This window comes from Bacillus sp. FSL R9-9497, assembly GCF_038005805.1.
Taxonomy (GTDB): domain Bacteria; phylum Bacillota; class Bacilli; order Bacillales; family Bacillaceae_G; genus Bacillus_A; species Bacillus_A cereus.
Genome location: NZ_JBBOTY010000001.1, coordinates 2,477,891 through 2,495,175, shown reverse-complemented (window position 1 = coordinate 2,495,175; position 17,285 = coordinate 2,477,891). Strand labels below are relative to the sequence as shown.

Genomic DNA, 17,285 nt, shown 5'->3' with positions numbered 1-17,285 from the left:
TCCGTAGCACTAATGACTTTACACAAATTTGACAAGAAAAAATATATAGATAGGTATGATCCACACCTATCTATAACATTACTTCTATTCTTTATCCAATTACGTCTTTTACGTCTGTATCCACTGGCCACTTTTCTAATGTATAAGCCATTTCCCAAAATGAATATTCATATTGACTGCTAATAATAAAATGCTGTTTCATACGCTTGCGGTCTGCCTCTGTTACTTTTTCAGCAATAGTATCTAACCGTGTAATTTGTTCTTCAACTAGCGTACGGAACCAATCAGATCCATAAGCAGAAATCCATTCGTTATAAATTGCCTCTTCCGGCTGGCACTCTTTTAAGCGTTCACCAATTTCATAATACAACCAATAGCAAGGTAAAATTGCTGCAATAATATCTCCTAAATGCCCTTCATACGCAGCACGATACATATGTGAAGTATACGCATATGCAGTTGGCGCAGGAATAAAATTATCTTTTTCTTCTTTTGTTATCCCTAGCTTTTTAGCAAAATTCTCATGTAAAGATAACTCTGCTTCATATGTATTTTGAGCATGATGTGCCATACGAGCTGTCGTCTCTAATTCAAGAGCTTTTGCAGCTCCTAAAGTTTGTACTCTAGCAAAATGGCTCAAATAATATGAATCTTGAAGCACATAATAACGAAAACTAGCTAAATCTAACGTTCCTTCGCCAAGTTTTTTTACAAAAGGATGGTTAAAACTCGCTTCCCAAATTGAATCTACTTCTTTACGTAATGATTGTGAAAAAGTCATTTAAATCCCTCCAATAATATATAAAATATAACTATTTATCCACAATTATTAAAGCTGTAAAATAAAAAAACTTTCTTTACAGGCGTAAAGAAAGTGAAATTGACAGTATTTATTTACTCATTAAATAGCAACGTCTTTCCCACTTCCCTACGCTGGCATTAACCAGATCAGGTACTAAGAGTCTCAAAATCACATTTGATCTCAGCCTATAAAAGGCCCCCCTAGTGGATAAATATTTTGTTTTTATAATGTATTCATCATAGCATACTTCGTGAAACTGTCAAAAAATTAGTTATATAATTCCCTTAAAACCCTTCTTCTTTTCTAACTTTTAATGATGTTTCAATAATCATATCTAATAGTTTGCTATAACTAATTCCCGCTGCTTCTGCACTTTTTGGCAATAAACTTGATTGTGTCATCCCTGGTAATGTATTAATTTCCATTACATATGGAATTCCGTCCTTCACCATCATATCAACTCTTGCATAAACACTACATTTTAATGCTTTATAACAAGCAAGTGACGCTTTATTTACACGTTCATTAATTTCTGCTGGAAGTTCGATAACTTCCTCAACTGTACTAGTATCATCATATTTTGCATTGTAGTCAAAGAACTCGGCTGCATGTCGAATTGAAACTATAGGTAACTGTTTTCCATCCAGAATTGAACATGTAATTTCATCACCTTTTATATACTTCTCAATTACTACTTCAGAATCCCATTCGAATACAGTTTCTAGCATTGAGATCAATTCATTTTTATTATAAACGATTTTCACTCCGACACTCGATCCGCCAGAGTTTGGTTTTACTACTAATGGAAATCCTAACTTATCTAACTCATCAAGATTTAGATCCTCCATTTTTGTAAGTTCAATCCAATCTGGTGTTTCTACACCTTCATAACGTAAAATCTTTTTCGAAATATTTTTATCCATACATATACTGCTAGATAACATATTACTTCCGCTATAAGGAATTCCTAAACTCTCCAGTGTTCCTTGAACTGTCCCATCTTCTCCGTATTTTCCGTGTAACGCGAGCAACGCAAAGTCAATGTCTTTCGCTTTTTCAATTAAATCCACTTTTTCATTTAATGTAATTGGAACTATTTCATACTTATTTTTATCTAAATGAGCAATCATTTCATTCCCCGTCATAATTGAAACTTGTTTTTCAGACGATACCCCGCCCATAATAACACCGATTTTCATTTTCTCAACTCCAAATTTCATTTTTTATTGTATCACCAATTATTTTAATTCCCCGAACTATTTCTTCTTCTTTCAAGCGCGAAAACCCTAATCGGAAAGTGTTCGCTCCTTCTCCATCAGAGTAAAAAACATCTCCAGGTGAAAACGTAACGCCTTTCTCATAACACTTTTGTAAAAGTGTGCGGGCATTCATATGCTCTTCTAGTTCTATAAATAAATGAAGTCCACCATCTCCAGTCATTCTTTTGAAATGAATGTACTGGTTACATGCCCCGACAGCTAACTCATATTTTTTCTTATAAACAGATCTTGCCTTTTTTAAATATTTCTCAAAATATCCCTCATGTAAATATTGAAACAGAACAGCTTGATCTAACGTAGATGTGTGGATCGTTCTTGCTCTTTTTACGCTTTCTAAATAATGAATCAGCTCTTTATCTGCAATAATCCAGCCTACACGTAAACCAGGGAAAAGTACCTTTGAAAAGCTACTAATATAAATCACATTATTGCCAGCTCCAGCAAAAGTTAATAATGGAGCTAAATGTGAACCTGAATAACGTAATTCTTCATTAAATCCGTCCTCTATAATAGGAACCTTGTATTTTGAGAATAACCTCATCAATTCCGTCCTTTTCTCTGAACTCGTAACAATACCAGTTGGATTATGATAAGAAGGAATTAAATAAGCAAAATCAAAATCTTTTTCACGCAAACTTTTTTCAACTTCATTCGTATCAATACCATCCTCATGCATATCAATCCCATGAACTTCAAGTCCATGTAAACGGAAAAGCTTAAGTGAAGCGTGGTGAGTTGGATTCTCACAAATGACACGCCCGGATTTTTTTGATAAAGAAGAGAGTACAATATCCAATCCTTCTGTAAATCCATTTGTAATTAGAATATCTTTATTCGAAATGTCTACACCTTTCATTTCCATGTAATGAAGTAAATAATTCATTAACGGTCTATATCCCTTTGCATATCCGTAGTTCAATACGATGTCTCCTTCAATGGACATACGAGTAAGAAAAGCTCTTTTGAAATTTTCAACATCAAATAGCTTCTCATCCGGGGCTATACTATTAAAAACAATCATTCCTTTTTCCCAACGAACACCATGTTTCATTAAATCTAATTCATCCGCTAATGCGGTCACTGTATTAAGTTTATTTTTCCAATCTATTTCAACAGACGAAGTGTTAGATATATCCACCTTCGCAACAAAGTTCCCTTTTCCTTTAACTGCATAAATGAGTCCTTCTTGCTCTAAATCTGCATAAGCAGCGAGTACAGTGTTTCTACTCACACTTAGTAATTCACTTAGTTCCCTTGTTGATGGGATTTTTTGATCCCCGAGCAAATGCCCTTTCATAATCATCTTCTTCAAATAATCTTTCAATTGAATATAAACGGGACGATCTTTAACAACTTTAAAATCCTTAAACAATTCCTTACCCCCTGCAATCATTTTTGCATATTTATTTCATTCTCAAAAGGTCCACAACATATGTATTTTTTATAAAGGGCGGTACGGTCTTACAAATCTTTTCGATATAAGTTAATTACATCTTTTAAAGCTGCAGCTGCAGCGCCTCGTGGATTAGAAGCCCCACCAATTGTAGTAACTTGTCCCATCGTATCTGTAAAGAACGTAATTCCTTTTTCGGTCCCATTTACTTTTGCTAACGGATGATTTTTTTCTATTTCGCACGGTTCAACATTTAAATTGACATTGCCCCCCTCATCCTTATATGTTGATGCTATTAATTTAATAATTTTATGTTGTTCCTTAGCATTTCTAATTTGCTGTTTTGTAACGTGCTCGATTCCTTTTATATGTATATCAGTAAGTGTTTTCTCTGTTCCCATTAAGCTGTTTGTCAAAAGTAACAATTTACACGCACTATCTGAACCACTTATATCTAATATAGGGTTTGTCTCAGCAATTCCTTTATCTTGTGCTTCTTTCAGTGCTTCTTCAAATATCATATCTTCCTCATACATTTTCGTAAGAATATAATTAGTTGTTCCATTTAATATTCCTTCTATTTTTTCAATACTGCAACCCGCTAAACTAAATTGTCCGATATCTAGGATCGGTAGTGCAGCGGCTGTTGCACCGCTATATCGAATTCGTACATTTGCGCCTCTTGCTGCTTCATTTATTTCTCTCCAGTTTGTAACGAGCGCCCCTTTAGAAATTGCTACTATATCCATCTGTTTCTCCATCGCTTGTTTCATATATTGTTTCCCTGGATTTCCATCTTTAAGATTTGTAACTGTTGATTCTACCAATACAGTACCACTTATGCTAGTTGTTGCACGTTCCTTCGGATGATACTCTAAATATTTTTCAATTGCAGCGGTACCGCCACCATACATCAATAAATGATGAAGTGATAAGCCGTCTTCATTATGTATCGCAATATTTCTCCCTAATACGCCACTTACAACTAATTGAATCCCATATGTTTCATATATATATGAATATTTTTCATTTAATAATTTTATAAACTCTCTACCTACTGTTCCGTATCCTGATAATACAACTTGAATTTTCATAATATCCCCCCATATTTTTCTACCAAATCCCTCTTTCAATATAATATAAAGCGCTCTCGAATTCCATCGAGAGCGCTTTATTATTACCTATTTCGGTAAACGTGATAGCTTTTCAGCAATTGTTCTATAAAACTCTTGAATGCTAGAAAAACCTAATGAGTCTGAAACACTTAATCCTACCATATCGAGATGATCCCAATTCGCTTTCGTTTCGATATGATTCCATTTTCCAATCTGTAATGACTCATTATTATTTACAGCAACATTAGAAGAGGGTGCAATCATAGAATTTGTATTTACTACACCATCATTTTGCCACCAAGAAGTATCAACTAACGGACGGTTTTCTTCATATCTCGCATAAGAACCTAAGAAAAATGCATTTCCCATTAACACTTTATTCATCGTTATATGAGGCAAATGTAAACCTGTTATAGGTGCTGCTTGTGATGCATGCCCACTATAGGATAAGTAATACACATCTGGTTGCGTCTTTACCCAATTATTTAACTCCTTTGCACCATCTGTACTTAAATCCCATTGACTTATATCTTTTGTATTTTTCCAAAGTGAACTATTTAGAATACGATTACTATATTGGAAAAAGGACTCTCCAGCATTTTTCTTTATACCCCATTGATCCAATTTAAAATCATATAATGATAAATTATTGTTTCCTCCAAAGCTTGCAGCTGTAATGAGTAAATCTTTAACGAACGGCAGTAGAAGACTACCATCCGCAAGTGTTGTACCGTTGTGAGGGGTTGCTAATGTTGTAACACTATGAACATATGATTTTCCGCCTTCAAATAGTGGTGATATTTTGGTGTCTGGGTGATTTTTTACATAATTCTTTTCTTCAAAACTACCTTCTTTTAATAGCTGTACTAATGTTCTAATCGTTTGTCCACCCATGCTATGTCCAACTAAATGAACTTTATTTGTTTCACTCCAATTCGGCGCAAAACCACTATAAGTTCTGCCAAAACGATTATGTCCATGTTTCTCAGCATGTACTGCACCATAGTCTACTGTCCCACCGCTAATTTGTGCATACAATTCACATGCACGATCCCAGTTACTAGAAACAGGTCCAACAGCTGCGGTATGTACCGTATAACCATTGCGTTTCAAATCTTCCTGTATATCATGAACACCACCCCAATATTTTACGCCAAGCATTTCTTCTCTACCCCATCCAGCAAATCCATTCACCAATATGATAGGATAATTATTTTGTTGCCTCTCTTCAGCGTATGATATTTTCGCTGCGAATGAACATACGGTCACTAATGCGAAAAAACATATTTTTAAAAATAACTTCCCCATACTTTCTCCCCCTAATAAAACGTTTACATTTTTCTTTTTTAAAAAATAACAGAATACTTTAATAACTTAAACATAATGTAAAGTATTTTATATACGTTGTATATATAGAAAACATATACAGATGTTGATAAATATTAATTCAAATAAACATTTACTTTTTACAATACAACTTGTAAATCTGTTTATTAGAATTTATAATTAAATATAGTTTCCTCATGTTAAAAAGATTTAAAAACCATAAGAAAACTAATCTCATTGCTTGAAAAGGAGGAAAAAAGCATGCAAATCGGATCAAATATTCATACATTATCTCAACCTACTAAAATAACTCCATCTACTCTTGAGCATAATACTATCTCTTCTACTAAACTTGAAAGTAAGAAAGTAAATGATCCTATCAAGTTCGATATTCGTTCATCCGAAAAAGAAATGAAACAGCCTGAACATAAATTTAATGAATTAGATTTATGGAAGATGTTAAAGGATAAAGGTGTTCCTTTATGGATTATACTTGAAATGCTACAAAAGGCTCGTAAAGAAAAAGAAGCACAAAATAATTCAGTTCAAAATTCAAATGCGATTGAAGAAACGAGTGAGACTCGATTAAATGAAGTAATGTAAAGCATAATAATTGATTTGTCTATAAACTAAAAAGAGTTCGAAGCTGATGAAATTTTTATCAACTTCGAACTCTTTTTTAAGGTTTTTCGCCAATCGTTACAAAGTGAAAAGATACTTCTCCTTCCAAACCTTTAATTAACTTTTTTACTTTGACATTTTCATTAACCAATGTATTATCTGTCGACATTTTAGGTTTTTCGTCACCTAGTGATTTTTTCAAATGAAGAAGATGCATTTTCATTTCATTTGCCTTTATTTCTTTATAAACACTATTTTTTGCTACAATCATATACCATTCCGTTGAATATTTACGATTGTTACCTATCCAAGCATCACTATCGTATGTAACAGGAATCTCTTCCTCTCCTATTTTAATACTTTTCATAGTCTTATTGTCTTCACTTGTAAATAATAGCGCCCCTTCTTTTGGGAATTTCGGTAACGTATCTATAATATAATTGGAGCCATTATCTTGTTTTCGAAAAAGTTTTTCTTTAATCAATGCTTGTGCTGTAGATTCATTTAAAATTAAGACATTTCCATTTCCAACTTCCCCTTTTTTCACAGAAAACACTTCATTTTCTTCCGTAATTTCCTGATAACGATTAATAATTGGTGAAATATTATTTTCATCTCCAATAATTAATACACCGTTTGCAGGAAATGGATTTTCCTTTTTAGAACATGCACTAAAACTTATTAATAGTAGTATCGTTAACATAAAAATAGTTAAAGTTCTTTTCATCTCGTTTCCTTTCATCATACAGTACATTTTTCTACATACTTTATTGTAGTCTTACAAGCTAATAAATTCTATTGCTCCATAACCTTATAAAGCTTTTGCAGATAACGCCAACGGGTTATAAAGAAATATAAAACTTGTATACATATAAATGAAATTAAAATAACGATAGAGCTATTTATGATAGAAAAATCGACTAATTGCTGTAATGCTATATAAGCGACTACAGTATGAATCACTGCAACGACAATTGGTAAAAAGAACATTAATAATAACTGTCTCGTTACAACTTTTTTTAACTCACCTTTACTTAATCCCATTTTCGAAATCATTTTATATTGCTGCTGATCGCGATCCAAATCTGTATATAATCGGAAATAAATAAAACTAGCAGCAAATGTAAAGAAGACGATTCCGACTAAAATACTTACCATAAGTAATAAACCATTCTTTTGCTTTGCTTCCAACAAGTTTAATGTTAAAGCTTCAAAGTAGAAATCTCTGTCCCTAAGATCTTTATCAAATATACTCTTTAATTGATTGGAAATCTCTTTCGTTTTTATCCAATCATCTACAACAAATCCGTAAGTACGATATGGAATTTCTTTATTAACTGGGTCACTAGTAAGAGGCATTCCATCATATACCTGATCTTGAACAGCGATATAAATAGTTCTAGAATCGTGTGGTAAAACTAAATTTTCTACAGCTTTTTTCACATGAAATGTCTTTGTCCAGTCACCTTGAATGACTTCTATATTCTTTTTATACTCGCCATTTTTAAATTCTTGTTTTTGTGATACGACTCCAGGAATTAATAAAATTTCATCTTCTTTTTCAATTGTTTCTTGTTGATAGCCTAGTGCTTTAGCAAGATCGTTGTATTCACTTAACTTCATTACATTTACGCCATTTTCTGTGTATATATATGAAGATGAAGCCATTCGATACGGAATATTAGCATCAGAAAGGTGCTTTTTTATAATAGAAAGATTTTTATTCAATACTTTGTCATTTTCAAAACTTCCATACAAAAATGTATACGGATTTGTCATCCTTACCAAATCCCTATTTCCAATTGCGGCTGTTGTACCAATTGCTGTAAATGCAACTGCTGAAACAATAGATACTATAAAAAACATCGTTGCATTATCTTTCATACGGTAAATTAATTCAGAAAATGTTAATATATTTGTTCTCTTTAAAAAGAAAGATTCTCTCCTTTTAGCAAGGCGCAATATATACACGCTACACTGTGTATATAAAAAGTACGTTCCTATAATTACTAGGAGCACACCTATTCCAAGCGTAATAAAATTGGTACTTGGTATGAAGCGAAATACTGAAAAATATCCATACCCTATACTAATTAAAGAAAGTAGCGATAATAAAACTGAAGATTTCGGTTCAGGTTTTGGCTTTTCCTCTGCTCGAATAAGTTCCACAAGTTCCGTTACTTTTATCATTTTAAATGTAAATAATGAAACAATTAAAAACAAGAAAAGAAATGTGATAACTGTTAATAATACAGCCCGCACTGGTATATAAAAAGGTAAACCATTATTAATCATTAATACACTTGCACTTATCAATAAGACTAGTTTAGAAAATATGAGTCCAATGAAAATCCCTATACAAATTGAACCAAGTCCAATCAACATATTTTCAATTAATAATAATTTCTTAAGCTGTCTCATTGACATACCTTGCATCATTAAAACGCCAAATTCTTTCTTACGCGTTTTTAAAAACGAACTAACTGAATATAAAATGAAGAAAAATGAAAATACAAAAATCAATCCTTGCGAAACTGAAAATCCCAATGTACCAAATGCACTTATTGTTGCACTTGTCGATTTCAACTCACCTTGTAAATCAGGATGAAATAATAAAAGAGCATACGTAAAGAAAATCATAATAGAAAATGCACTACTTAAAAAATGGGCAGCATATGTACGCTTATTACGAAAAATATTATTAAATGCGAACTGACGAAAAGTCATGCCTTTTCCCTCCTAACAAAGAAAGGACATCCATAATCTTTTGATAAAAGGCTTGTCTGCTTTCACCACAATAAATTTCGTTATATAGTTGACCATCTTTAATAAAGATTACTCGGCTGCAAAAGCTCGCTGCATACGGATCATGTGTAACTAACATCATCGTTGCTTTTTCTTCTTTATTTAGAGTATCCAGCATCTCCATTACATCATTTGAAGATTTAGAGTCCAAGTTCCCTGTTGGTTCATCTGCAAGTAATAATTGCGGCTTATGAACAATCGCACGAGCGATTGCTGTCCTTTGAGCTTGTCCCCCTGATATTTCAAACGTTCTTTTATTCAATATATCTGTAATATTTAACTTCTCTGCAATCTCTTCCAATCGCTTGTTCATTTCTTGCACGGAAACACCATCTAAAGTCATCGGCAATACGATGTTTTCTTTTACAGTAAGTGTGCTAAGAAGATTAAATGATTGAAAAACAAATCCTAATTGTTTTCTGCGGAATAACGCTAATTCTTCTGATGATAATTGAAAAGGATTTGTGTCATTAATAAATATTTCTCCCGATGATGGAGAATCAATAGTAGATACCATATTTAATAACGTTGTTTTTCCGCTACCTGATGGACCCATAATTCCTACAAATTCACCTTCTTGAATTGATAAATCAATATCTACTAATGCTTTATAAGGTACTTTCCCTTTATATACTTTACTAATACTTTTTGCATGTAAAATTTCCATGTATATTCTCCCTTCATTTCCACTGCTCACTATAAAGTGTAAATGAATTGTCTTACAGCTCATATTGATTCATCTTTCATTTACCTTACACGCTTGTAAGATTTCTAAAAAAACTGACAACATAATTATTTCAAACTAAAATTAACGCATAACTATCTTATAATAATTGTATAGTAGTAGGAAATATAATGTATAATAAATCTTTATTATATAAATGAGAAAAGACCGATTGCTATCGGTCTTTTACTACCAAACGTTATATTTTTATCCACTCAGATTTTCTCAATATATAATGATTATATATTTGATTTTCTATCCTCTGTTGGCTCTTATAAATAAACCCGCATTTTTCAATAACTTTATTTGATGCTACATTGTTAATTAAAGCAATTGCGTTAAGGACATTTAAATTTGTTTCTTTAAACAAATAGTCAATTAAACCTTTAGTCGCTTTTGTAGCATGGCCATGATTTTGATATTCATTTGAGATAGCATACATTACCTCTCTGTTTGGTGAAGAGAGTTCTTCTTTCATACCTGTGCAGCACCATCCAATGAGTTCATTTGTAGCTTTCTTAAATATTCCTAGCTTTAACATATAATTATCTATGTTATTCGTAGTTTTCACTGCATCAAGAAATGCTTTGTTTGCTGGTATTTCATAATCTGCAATCCAATCCACCCTTTGTTCTTTCGTTGATTTCCAGTCTGGTAAAAATTTTGCTATTTCCGGTTGATTTGCTATTTTATAAATACTCTCTGCATCTTTGACCGTAAACTCTTGCAAGTATATATCTCCACAATCTATTTTAAATAACTTAGTGAATCTCTCTTCTCCCATGTTAATCCCCCTTACTTACGTTATAGCTCCTTAATCTGCTTCGTAAGTTCAATAAACCGTTCATCCAGTGCTTTATATTCTTTGTCTTTAGAAGTTAAAAAGCTTAATTTCCCTAATACTTCTTGTCTCTCTGTTTCTAACGTTAAACGTAGCTCTTCAATATCATCTCTTGTTTTAGTAGGTTCTTCTAGCTGCTTTTGTATCGTATTGTTTGAAAACACGAGTTTTGTGTTAGTTGTTTTCTCCAGAAAATATCGATCGTGAGATACAATTACTAATGTTCCGTTATACTCAGCTAATGTATTTTCAAGTTGTTCACGTGAAGGTAGATCCAAGTGATTCGTCGGTTCGTCTAAAATGAGTACATCTTTTTCATCTAAAATATAAGCCATTAGCTTACACTTTACTCTTTCTCCCATACTCATATGCTCAATCGGCTCTTTCCATTGAGACGCTTGGAATCCTAAATGTTTCATTAAATTTTGGACTTTTCCTCGTTCTTCAAACGTCTCTTTAAAAAATAAATTTTCTGGTGTTTTATCAAGCGGTAAATCAAAAACTTCTTGTGTTAAATAGCCGATGTTTGCTGAAGGTGAAATCCATATTTCTCCTTCAGCAGTTTCCATTCCCATAATCATCTTCAGTAATGTTGTTTTCCCACTACCGTTTGGTCCAACAATCGCAACTTTCTCACCGTGCTGAATTGTAAAATTAACGTTTTCAAATAATACTTTCCCATGAAAGTCTTTTTTTAATTGCTTTACTTCTAAAAAGCGTTTTCCTACTTTTTTGTTCGCTTGAATAGAAAACTCAACTGAATACTCTTCTTTCACACGTTCTACTTTCGTTTTCTCCAGCTCTTTTTCAAGTCGTTTTCGTTTTGACTTCACTTGTGCATCCATTCGCTTCGCTTTTACACGATAGAATTCTTTCACACCTTCTTGTTTTGTAGACTGCGCGTGTGCCTTTTGTGACCATGAACTCAATTCTTTTATATGTGTTTCTACTTGTTCTATCTTTTTTTGCTGCTTTTCATATTCACGCTGCTGCGACTTTCTTTTTTGCTCACGTGCTTTCATGTAGCTCGTATAATTACCACTATGCTCAATTAATTTTTTGTCCTCAATTGACCATATTTTTGTTGCGACAACATCTAAAAAATATCGATCATGTGATACAACGATAACTGTACCTTTCATGTTTTTTATTTGTTTAATGAGAAATCCCGTACTGATCTCATCTAAATGATTTGTCGGTTCGTCTAATATTAAGACATTAGGATTTTCAGCAAATCCTTTTGCTAATCGAATTTTCAGCTTTTCACCACCACTTAAAGTATGAAAATCGTTCGTTGGCACGCCCCATTTCGCAAGAAGTTCTGCTTCTTTTGCAATTACATCATTACTAATAAAAGATTCTATTTCTTGCTCAACATATGCGGTTGTCATATTCATTTGCTGCCATTCAACAATCCCTTTTGAAGGCTCAATCTTCCCATTTATTAATTGAAGTAACGTTGATTTACCAGCTCCATTTTTGCCGATTAACCCAATAACGTCCCCTTGTCTTACTGTCACATTCATTTTCTCTAACAAAGTATTTTCTTTTATTTCCATATAAACATCATTTAATTTTAATAGTTCTTTCATAATACCAATCCCTTTCATAAAGGGAGAATAAAAAAATCCTCCCAAATAAATTTGGCAGGATTAGTCGTTAAAATATTTACACCCAAATAAGCTATTACGTAACATAAATAGCAATACCGTTCTATGGAAATTGGGCAGACTAATCCTATTTTTTAGAAATTGAAATTTATTGAATTTCAACATTTAAAAATAAGATTAGTTAATCATCGTCCACCCATCATTCCTTTCTGTCATTAATAACCATATTGTACCATGATAATACTGTATGCGTAAATATTATTATTTGTACTTCAAAAGCAATTATTTTTCTTCAAGTTTATTTTTACAATTTCATGTGCTCATATCTTTAATTTTTACTAATTTGTATCATTTATTCATATGAAAACTTTTTAAAAAATACAAAACAAGGCTAAAAAACTTATCTCCAACGTTCTTTAGCCTTGATCACTTTTTACACATTAAAAAATATTACTCGTACTACCGTACCTTTATCAACTTCTGAATGGATTTCTACACTATGTCCTAATTGCTTCGTAATTTCATATACGAGATATAGCCCCATTCCTGTTGATTCTTTAAAATCTCTACCGTTTTCTCCTGTAAAGAAAGGTTTGAAGACTCTTGGTAAATCTTGCTTCGGTATACCTACGCCATTATCAGCAATTTCAAGTATAACGGTATTACCTTCCTTACAAGCTTTCACTTTAATCTTTTCTCTACTACCTGATGAATATTTAATCGCATTCGATAGTATTTGCCCAATTAAAAATTGTAACCATTTCGCATCACTTTCTACAGTAATGTCCTTATCAATTTCAAGCTCTGGATATACAAAATTCCGGATAAAGAACCGTTTATGCTCATGTACCGAATCATTCACTATTTTATGTAGTTGTACTCTTTCTACATAAAAATCTTGTGTAAATGCTTCTAAACGTGCGACATACAGAGCCATTTCTAATCCCTTTTTTAATCGATCAGTTTCCTCATTTATACTTTCAAAACGTGAATCTACTTCATCCTGTGTAATTAATTCTATTACAGATAAAGGTGTTTTCATTTGATGAATCCACTGATTCATAAAGGTTAAATGGTCATTATTTTTTCTCTCTTGCATTTGCAGCTGATTTTGATAATGTCGATATTGCACCTCAAGTAGTTCTTGAAGAGCAGCCGATACAGCTGCAAAATCAGATTTTTGAACAGATTCATCCAAAGATTGCATCGGGTTTGCTAAGCGCTCATAAAAAGAACGATGTGTAAAATAACGAAACACTAAATAACTTCCCATAAAGAAAGCCCCTAGAAACATTGCATATAACGCCGTTGTAATATGATTATGCCCATCAAACCAATATACGAGAAATATAGCTAGTAGTTGAATTATAGTAAAGCAAATAAGTGGTATATGATCACGTATAAACAACCTTATCATTTTTCTATACCAGTATCCCAAGTAATATGCAATCTATATCCAACACTACGAATCGTTTCAATCGCACCTTCTATATGTAACGTTTGTAACTTTTTACGCACACGTGTTGTATTTACACTTAATGTATTATCATCAACATAAGATTCGCTATCCCATAATTTATTTAACAACACTTCCCTACTCACAACACGCGGATAATTTTTCATTAATGTCTCTAATAAAATAGCTTCGTTTCTCGTTATATCAATCTCTTCGTTTCTAAGTTTCAATACAAGTCTTTCAGGATATAAACAAAGGCCTTGTTGCTCAATCATTCGCTCTTCTAGTTTCGGTGCATAATCTCCATATGCACGTCTTAAATGACTACGAATTTTCGCCACTACAACTTCATAATGAAAAGGCTTCGGAATAAAATCATCGCCACCATTTTCTAACGCCATAACTTGATCCATCGTGCCTTCACGGGCCGAAATGAATAGTATCGGACATGTAGAAACACCGCGAATTTGACGACACCAAAAGTACCCATCAAAACTCGGTAAATTAATATCTAATAAAACTAACTCTGGTTGTTCATCTAAAAAAATGTCTAATACATTTTGAAAGTCCGATACAATAACTCCTTGATAACCATATTTCGCGACATGTGTTGATAATAGTTCTGCAATTTTCATATCGTCTTCTACAATCATAATTTTGACCATTATTGAACTCCTTTTTAATCCACATTCTCAAATATACTTATATAAAATAAATACTACCCCTTTTCACAAAATCCGTAAATTAAAAAAGGATGCTTTTATACAAAAGTATCCTTTTTCGTCCCTTATCTATTTAATATGAAATTTACTAAAAGTAAATCCTAGTTTCTCCACATAATCCATCCCTAATTCCATACGCGCCGTTTTCAACGGATCCACAACTTGGCAAACTTTTAAATTACCTGCTGCCGATAATAAAAGAGTTGCATCAGCTTTAGACATTGCTAATTCTTCATGTAAAAATTTCACCATATTATGTACAGCACGACTTGCTGCATCATCTAACAATTTCTCTGAAGCAATCGTCATCATTTTTTCTTTTTGAATAGCCATTGGTAACGGCCATTTCTTTCCTTTTATAATTTGAACTGTTACCGTTACCTCACCAGCAACCTCTACACCACTAACACCAATTTCACCATCACCCATTGCTGCGTGTAAATCACCTAACGTTAATAGTGCTCCTGGGACATTAACTGGTAGTAGTAATGTTGTTCCTTCTTTAATTTCTTTACAGTCCATATTCCCGCCGTGATCATGCGGTGTGCCACATGAAATGCTCTTTTCTTTCGGTGCAGTACCAATTACCCCAATCATTGGATTAATCGGGATTTGTAGTTCACTTGAAAACAAAACATGTTCGTTATGTATTGGGACAATTTTCACTGTATTTTCATTTAACTCATCCCCCATTACACCAAGGTTTGCACCTGTAGTTAAAACGCCCTGCTCTGCAATTTTAATTTTTTCAATCGTTACAACTAATATATCGCCAGGTTCTGCTCCTTTAATATATACAGGTCCAGTCGCTGGATTAATTCGATTCCAATCTAATTCTTGAAACACAATATCTTCAGAATCGATTTGATTTTCAAAGCAATCATATGTTTCAAATACAAGACTGCTCCCAATTTCCACTTCCATACACGGCTTATTCTCTGGTGACATTGAGTAAATGATATGGTCTTTATGAATTCGATACATAATACCTCTCCCTTTTATATTTATCTACTATTACTAATTAGCTTTTTTTATACAAGCTCCTCTTAAAATTAAATGTTATTTTTATGTAAAAAAGCACGCAGATTGTTTTATAACATACACTCTTTACTATAACAGAAAGGTGGTATCACTATGCCCCTTATTCCATACAACGAAAGTGATGTTGATTTACTAGCTCGTTTAATTCGTGCTGAAGCTGAGGGCGAAGGTCGCCAAGGTGAGGAGTTAGTTGGATGCGTTGTAGTAAACCGTGTATTTTGTGATTGCTTAGATTTTAAACAACTCCGTACCGTACGAGACGCTGTATATCAAAGCCCCGGCGGATTTGAAGCAGTACAATATGGATATTTTTATCAACGCGCTCGTGAATCAGAAAAAGAAATCGCACGAAAAGTTTTACAAGGTGAATGGCGCTGGCCTGCACGATGGGCTCTTTGGTATTTCCGTCCAGTTGGAGCTTGTCCACCTGAATGGTATAATCAGCCATTTGTAGGACAGTTTAAAAGCCATTGTTTTTATGAACCAAGTGGTGATGAATGTCCGAAAATGTATTCACGATAGTAAAAAAGAAAACACCGAAAGTACCTGCTTTTATATATACTTTCGGTGTTTTCTTTTCATTCAAGTAATCTAATAGTAAGATAAAATATTTAACTCCTATAACATTTTATTAATCGAATATTCAACATGTACTGAAGTTTCTTAGACTAATAGAAACCAAATCGTATATAAGAGATTATCACTAAATAACAACTTTTAGTTTTAATGTATATATTTATTTATAAAAAAATGATAAACTAATTTACGCATTGGAAAAATTTTATAATGATAAAAAGGGGATCACTATGAAATTACTACGTTTATTTCTCATTCTAACTCTTGTTGTATTATTAAGCGCATGTGGTAATACAGCAGTAAAAGTCACCAAGGTTCAAAAAAACGGCGAAACAACTTTAAACATTGGCTCCCTGAAAGGGTATTACGATGTACAAACGATCAAAACTGAACAAGGAAATGTACAATTTCCTTTTGATGCAACCGTTGAAGAGGGTACAATTTTATTACAAATCACTAAAGACGATAAGGTCATTTACGAAGAAGAAGTCACTTCTCAAAAAGAAGGTTTACTTTCTTTTGAAGCACCAAAATCTGGATCTTATAATTTAATTGTACGCGTAAAGAACGAAAAAGAAAAAGCAAAAGGTATACAAATACATACAAAACTATAAAAAAAACGGCAAGCGAATTCTAGCTTGCCGTTTTTATTTCTAACTCAATTTTCATAATATATACTTATCGATTAAACGAATTGTTTTGTGTATACTTCATCTTTATTTACATTCTATATTTAGACATTATTCTTAAAAAATCTTCTAAAATAAAAATTAAGTTATGACTTCCGGAATTTTAGTTTAATTACCTAAAAAAATTCTTTATCGCTTCTAATTGAATTTTATGACTACACTCATCACAACAATATGCCCCGTTTGGTTTCTCTTTAAATCGCTTATATTTTTCACTGCCTTCGTAAACACGAAATATATTCTTACAAGAAAAGCAAACAATTTCATAAAACATCATATGCATT

The 17,285-nt window shown here is 32.7% G+C and carries 17 protein-coding genes and 1 riboswitch; of the genes, 3 read left to right on the top strand and 14 right to left on the bottom strand.

The genetic code is table 11. The annotated features are described in order from the left end of the window. Window positions 1-91: 91 nt before the first annotated feature. The 5 genes from tenA to MKY21_RS12780 form a co-directional block, all read right to left on the bottom strand. Window positions 92-781 (bottom strand): thiaminase II, encoded by a 690-nt coding sequence (gene tenA, locus MKY21_RS12800; protein ID WP_000144508.1) that lies wholly within the window; start codon window positions 779-781, stop codon window positions 92-94. Window positions 782-908: 127 nt separating this feature from the next. Beyond that, a riboswitch (TPP riboswitch) is annotated at window positions 909-1,014 on the bottom strand. 72 nt (window positions 1,015-1,086) lie between these two features. Then, complete coding sequence (locus MKY21_RS12795; RefSeq protein ID WP_001999863.1) at window positions 1,087-2,001, bottom strand: D-alanine--D-alanine ligase; 915 nt, start codon at window positions 1,999-2,001, stop codon at window positions 1,087-1,089. Window positions 2,002-2,005: 4 nt separating this feature from the next. Further along, a complete protein-coding gene (pdxR, locus tag MKY21_RS12790; protein WP_044797698.1) occupies window positions 2,006-3,454 on the bottom strand; it encodes a MocR-like pyridoxine biosynthesis transcription factor PdxR in 1,449 nt (482 codons plus the stop codon). A gap of 89 nt (window positions 3,455-3,543) precedes the next feature. Continuing rightward, window positions 3,544-4,569, bottom strand: coding sequence for a homoserine dehydrogenase (locus MKY21_RS12785; protein ID WP_044797699.1), 1,026 nt, complete (start codon window positions 4,567-4,569; stop codon window positions 3,544-3,546). An 87-nt stretch (window positions 4,570-4,656) separates the two neighbouring features. Continuing rightward, window positions 4,657-5,898: an esterase/lipase family protein gene (locus MKY21_RS12780; protein WP_061662919.1), complete on the bottom strand. Its 1,242-nt coding sequence runs from the start codon at window positions 5,896-5,898 to the stop codon at window positions 4,657-4,659. 279 nt (window positions 5,899-6,177) lie between these two features. Between MKY21_RS12780 and MKY21_RS12775 the strand changes: the two genes are divergently transcribed. After that, window positions 6,178-6,519: a DUF3914 domain-containing protein gene (locus tag MKY21_RS12775; RefSeq protein ID WP_001165518.1), complete on the top strand. Its 342-nt coding sequence runs from the start codon at window positions 6,178-6,180 to the stop codon at window positions 6,517-6,519. A 76-nt stretch (window positions 6,520-6,595) separates the two neighbouring features. On the opposite strand, the gene MKY21_RS12770 is transcribed toward MKY21_RS12775, so the two are convergent. From MKY21_RS12770 to MKY21_RS12735, 8 genes are all read right to left on the bottom strand, one after another. Further along, window positions 6,596-7,282 (bottom strand): lipoprotein BA_5634 family protein, encoded by a 687-nt coding sequence (locus tag MKY21_RS12770; protein WP_000975419.1) that lies wholly within the window; start codon window positions 7,280-7,282, stop codon window positions 6,596-6,598. A gap of 50 nt (window positions 7,283-7,332) precedes the next feature. Beyond that, entirely contained in the window at window positions 7,333-9,264 is a 1,932-nt protein-coding gene (locus MKY21_RS12765) for an ABC transporter permease (protein ID WP_044797372.1), read from the bottom strand. Then, entirely contained in the window at window positions 9,239-10,009 is a 771-nt protein-coding gene (locus MKY21_RS12760) for an ABC transporter ATP-binding protein (protein ID WP_000404273.1), read from the bottom strand. The genes MKY21_RS12765 and MKY21_RS12760 overlap by 26 nt, the downstream gene beginning before the upstream one ends. Before the next feature lie 256 nt (window positions 10,010-10,265). Continuing rightward, window positions 10,266-10,850, bottom strand: coding sequence for a GNAT family N-acetyltransferase (locus tag MKY21_RS12755; RefSeq protein WP_341076402.1), 585 nt, complete (start codon window positions 10,848-10,850; stop codon window positions 10,266-10,268). A 20-nt stretch (window positions 10,851-10,870) separates the two neighbouring features. After that, window positions 10,871-12,499: a ribosomal protection-like ABC-F family protein gene (gene abc-f, locus MKY21_RS12750; RefSeq protein WP_341076400.1), complete on the bottom strand. Its 1,629-nt coding sequence runs from the start codon at window positions 12,497-12,499 to the stop codon at window positions 10,871-10,873. Between the two features lie 451 nt (window positions 12,500-12,950). Beyond that, window positions 12,951-13,934 (bottom strand): sensor histidine kinase, encoded by a 984-nt coding sequence (locus MKY21_RS12745; protein WP_002103134.1) that lies wholly within the window; start codon window positions 13,932-13,934, stop codon window positions 12,951-12,953. Beyond that, a complete protein-coding gene (locus tag MKY21_RS12740; protein ID WP_000238990.1) occupies window positions 13,931-14,638 on the bottom strand; it encodes a response regulator transcription factor in 708 nt (235 codons plus the stop codon). Before MKY21_RS12740 ends, MKY21_RS12745 begins: the two co-directional genes overlap by 4 nt. Before the next feature lie 126 nt (window positions 14,639-14,764). Then, window positions 14,765-15,679, bottom strand: coding sequence for an acetamidase/formamidase family protein (locus tag MKY21_RS12735; protein ID WP_016117979.1), 915 nt, complete (start codon window positions 15,677-15,679; stop codon window positions 14,765-14,767). Between the two features lie 150 nt (window positions 15,680-15,829). Here MKY21_RS12735 and MKY21_RS12730 point away from each other — a divergent pair, with 150 nt between their 5' ends. Then, a complete protein-coding gene (locus MKY21_RS12730; protein WP_001128398.1) occupies window positions 15,830-16,258 on the top strand; it encodes a cell wall hydrolase in 429 nt (142 codons plus the stop codon). Window positions 16,259-16,542: 284 nt separating this feature from the next. Beyond that, window positions 16,543-16,926 carry a BA_1872 family lipoprotein gene (locus MKY21_RS12725; RefSeq protein ID WP_000771814.1) on the top strand — a complete coding sequence of 128 codons (384 nt, stop codon included), beginning with the start codon at window positions 16,543-16,545 and terminating at the stop codon, window positions 16,924-16,926. 187 nt (window positions 16,927-17,113) lie between these two features. Here MKY21_RS12725 and MKY21_RS12720 read toward each other — a convergent pair whose 3' ends face one another. Further along, complete coding sequence (locus MKY21_RS12720) at window positions 17,114-17,284, bottom strand: DUF2197 domain-containing protein (RefSeq protein ID WP_000551047.1); 171 nt, start codon at window positions 17,282-17,284, stop codon at window positions 17,114-17,116. Between the last annotated feature and the right edge of the window lies 1 nt (window position 17,285).

What these genes read in the sequence shown, in the direction of transcription:
- MKY21_RS12720 (WP_000551047.1), bottom strand. Translation starts at nt 17,284, where the DNA reads ATGCATATGATGTTTTATGAAATTGTTTGCTTTTCTTGTAAGAATATA.
- MKY21_RS12730 (WP_001128398.1), top strand. Translation starts at nt 15,830, where the DNA reads ATGCCCCTTATTCCATACAACGAAAGTGATGTTGATTTACTAGCTCGT.
- tenA (WP_000144508.1), bottom strand. Translation starts at nt 781, where the DNA reads ATGACTTTTTCACAATCATTACGTAAAGAAGTAGATTCAATTTGGGAA.
- MKY21_RS12770 (WP_000975419.1), bottom strand. Translation starts at nt 7,282, where the DNA reads ATGATGAAAGGAAACGAGATGAAAAGAACTTTAACTATTTTTATGTTA.
- MKY21_RS12745 (WP_002103134.1), bottom strand. Translation starts at nt 13,934, where the DNA reads ATGATAAGGTTGTTTATACGTGATCATATACCACTTATTTGCTTTACT.
- MKY21_RS12785 (WP_044797699.1), bottom strand. Translation starts at nt 4,569, where the DNA reads ATGAAAATTCAAGTTGTATTATCAGGATACGGAACAGTAGGTAGAGAG.
- MKY21_RS12765 (WP_044797372.1), bottom strand. Translation starts at nt 9,264, where the DNA reads ATGACTTTTCGTCAGTTCGCATTTAATAATATTTTTCGTAATAAGCGT.
- MKY21_RS12725 (WP_000771814.1), top strand. Translation starts at nt 16,543, where the DNA reads ATGAAATTACTACGTTTATTTCTCATTCTAACTCTTGTTGTATTATTA.
- MKY21_RS12740 (WP_000238990.1), bottom strand. Translation starts at nt 14,638, where the DNA reads ATGGTCAAAATTATGATTGTAGAAGACGATATGAAAATTGCAGAACTA.
- MKY21_RS12795 (WP_001999863.1), bottom strand. Translation starts at nt 2,001, where the DNA reads ATGAAAATCGGTGTTATTATGGGCGGGGTATCGTCTGAAAAACAAGTT.
- MKY21_RS12735 (WP_016117979.1), bottom strand. Translation starts at nt 15,679, where the DNA reads ATGTATCGAATTCATAAAGACCATATCATTTACTCAATGTCACCAGAG.
- MKY21_RS12760 (WP_000404273.1), bottom strand. Translation starts at nt 10,009, where the DNA reads ATGGAAATTTTACATGCAAAAAGTATTAGTAAAGTATATAAAGGGAAA.
- MKY21_RS12775 (WP_001165518.1), top strand. Translation starts at nt 6,178, where the DNA reads ATGCAAATCGGATCAAATATTCATACATTATCTCAACCTACTAAAATA.
- abc-f (WP_341076400.1), bottom strand. Translation starts at nt 12,499, where the DNA reads ATGAAAGAACTATTAAAATTAAATGATGTTTATATGGAAATAAAAGAA.
- MKY21_RS12780 (WP_061662919.1), bottom strand. Translation starts at nt 5,898, where the DNA reads ATGGGGAAGTTATTTTTAAAAATATGTTTTTTCGCATTAGTGACCGTA.
- MKY21_RS12755 (WP_341076402.1), bottom strand. Translation starts at nt 10,850, where the DNA reads ATGGGAGAAGAGAGATTCACTAAGTTATTTAAAATAGATTGTGGAGAT.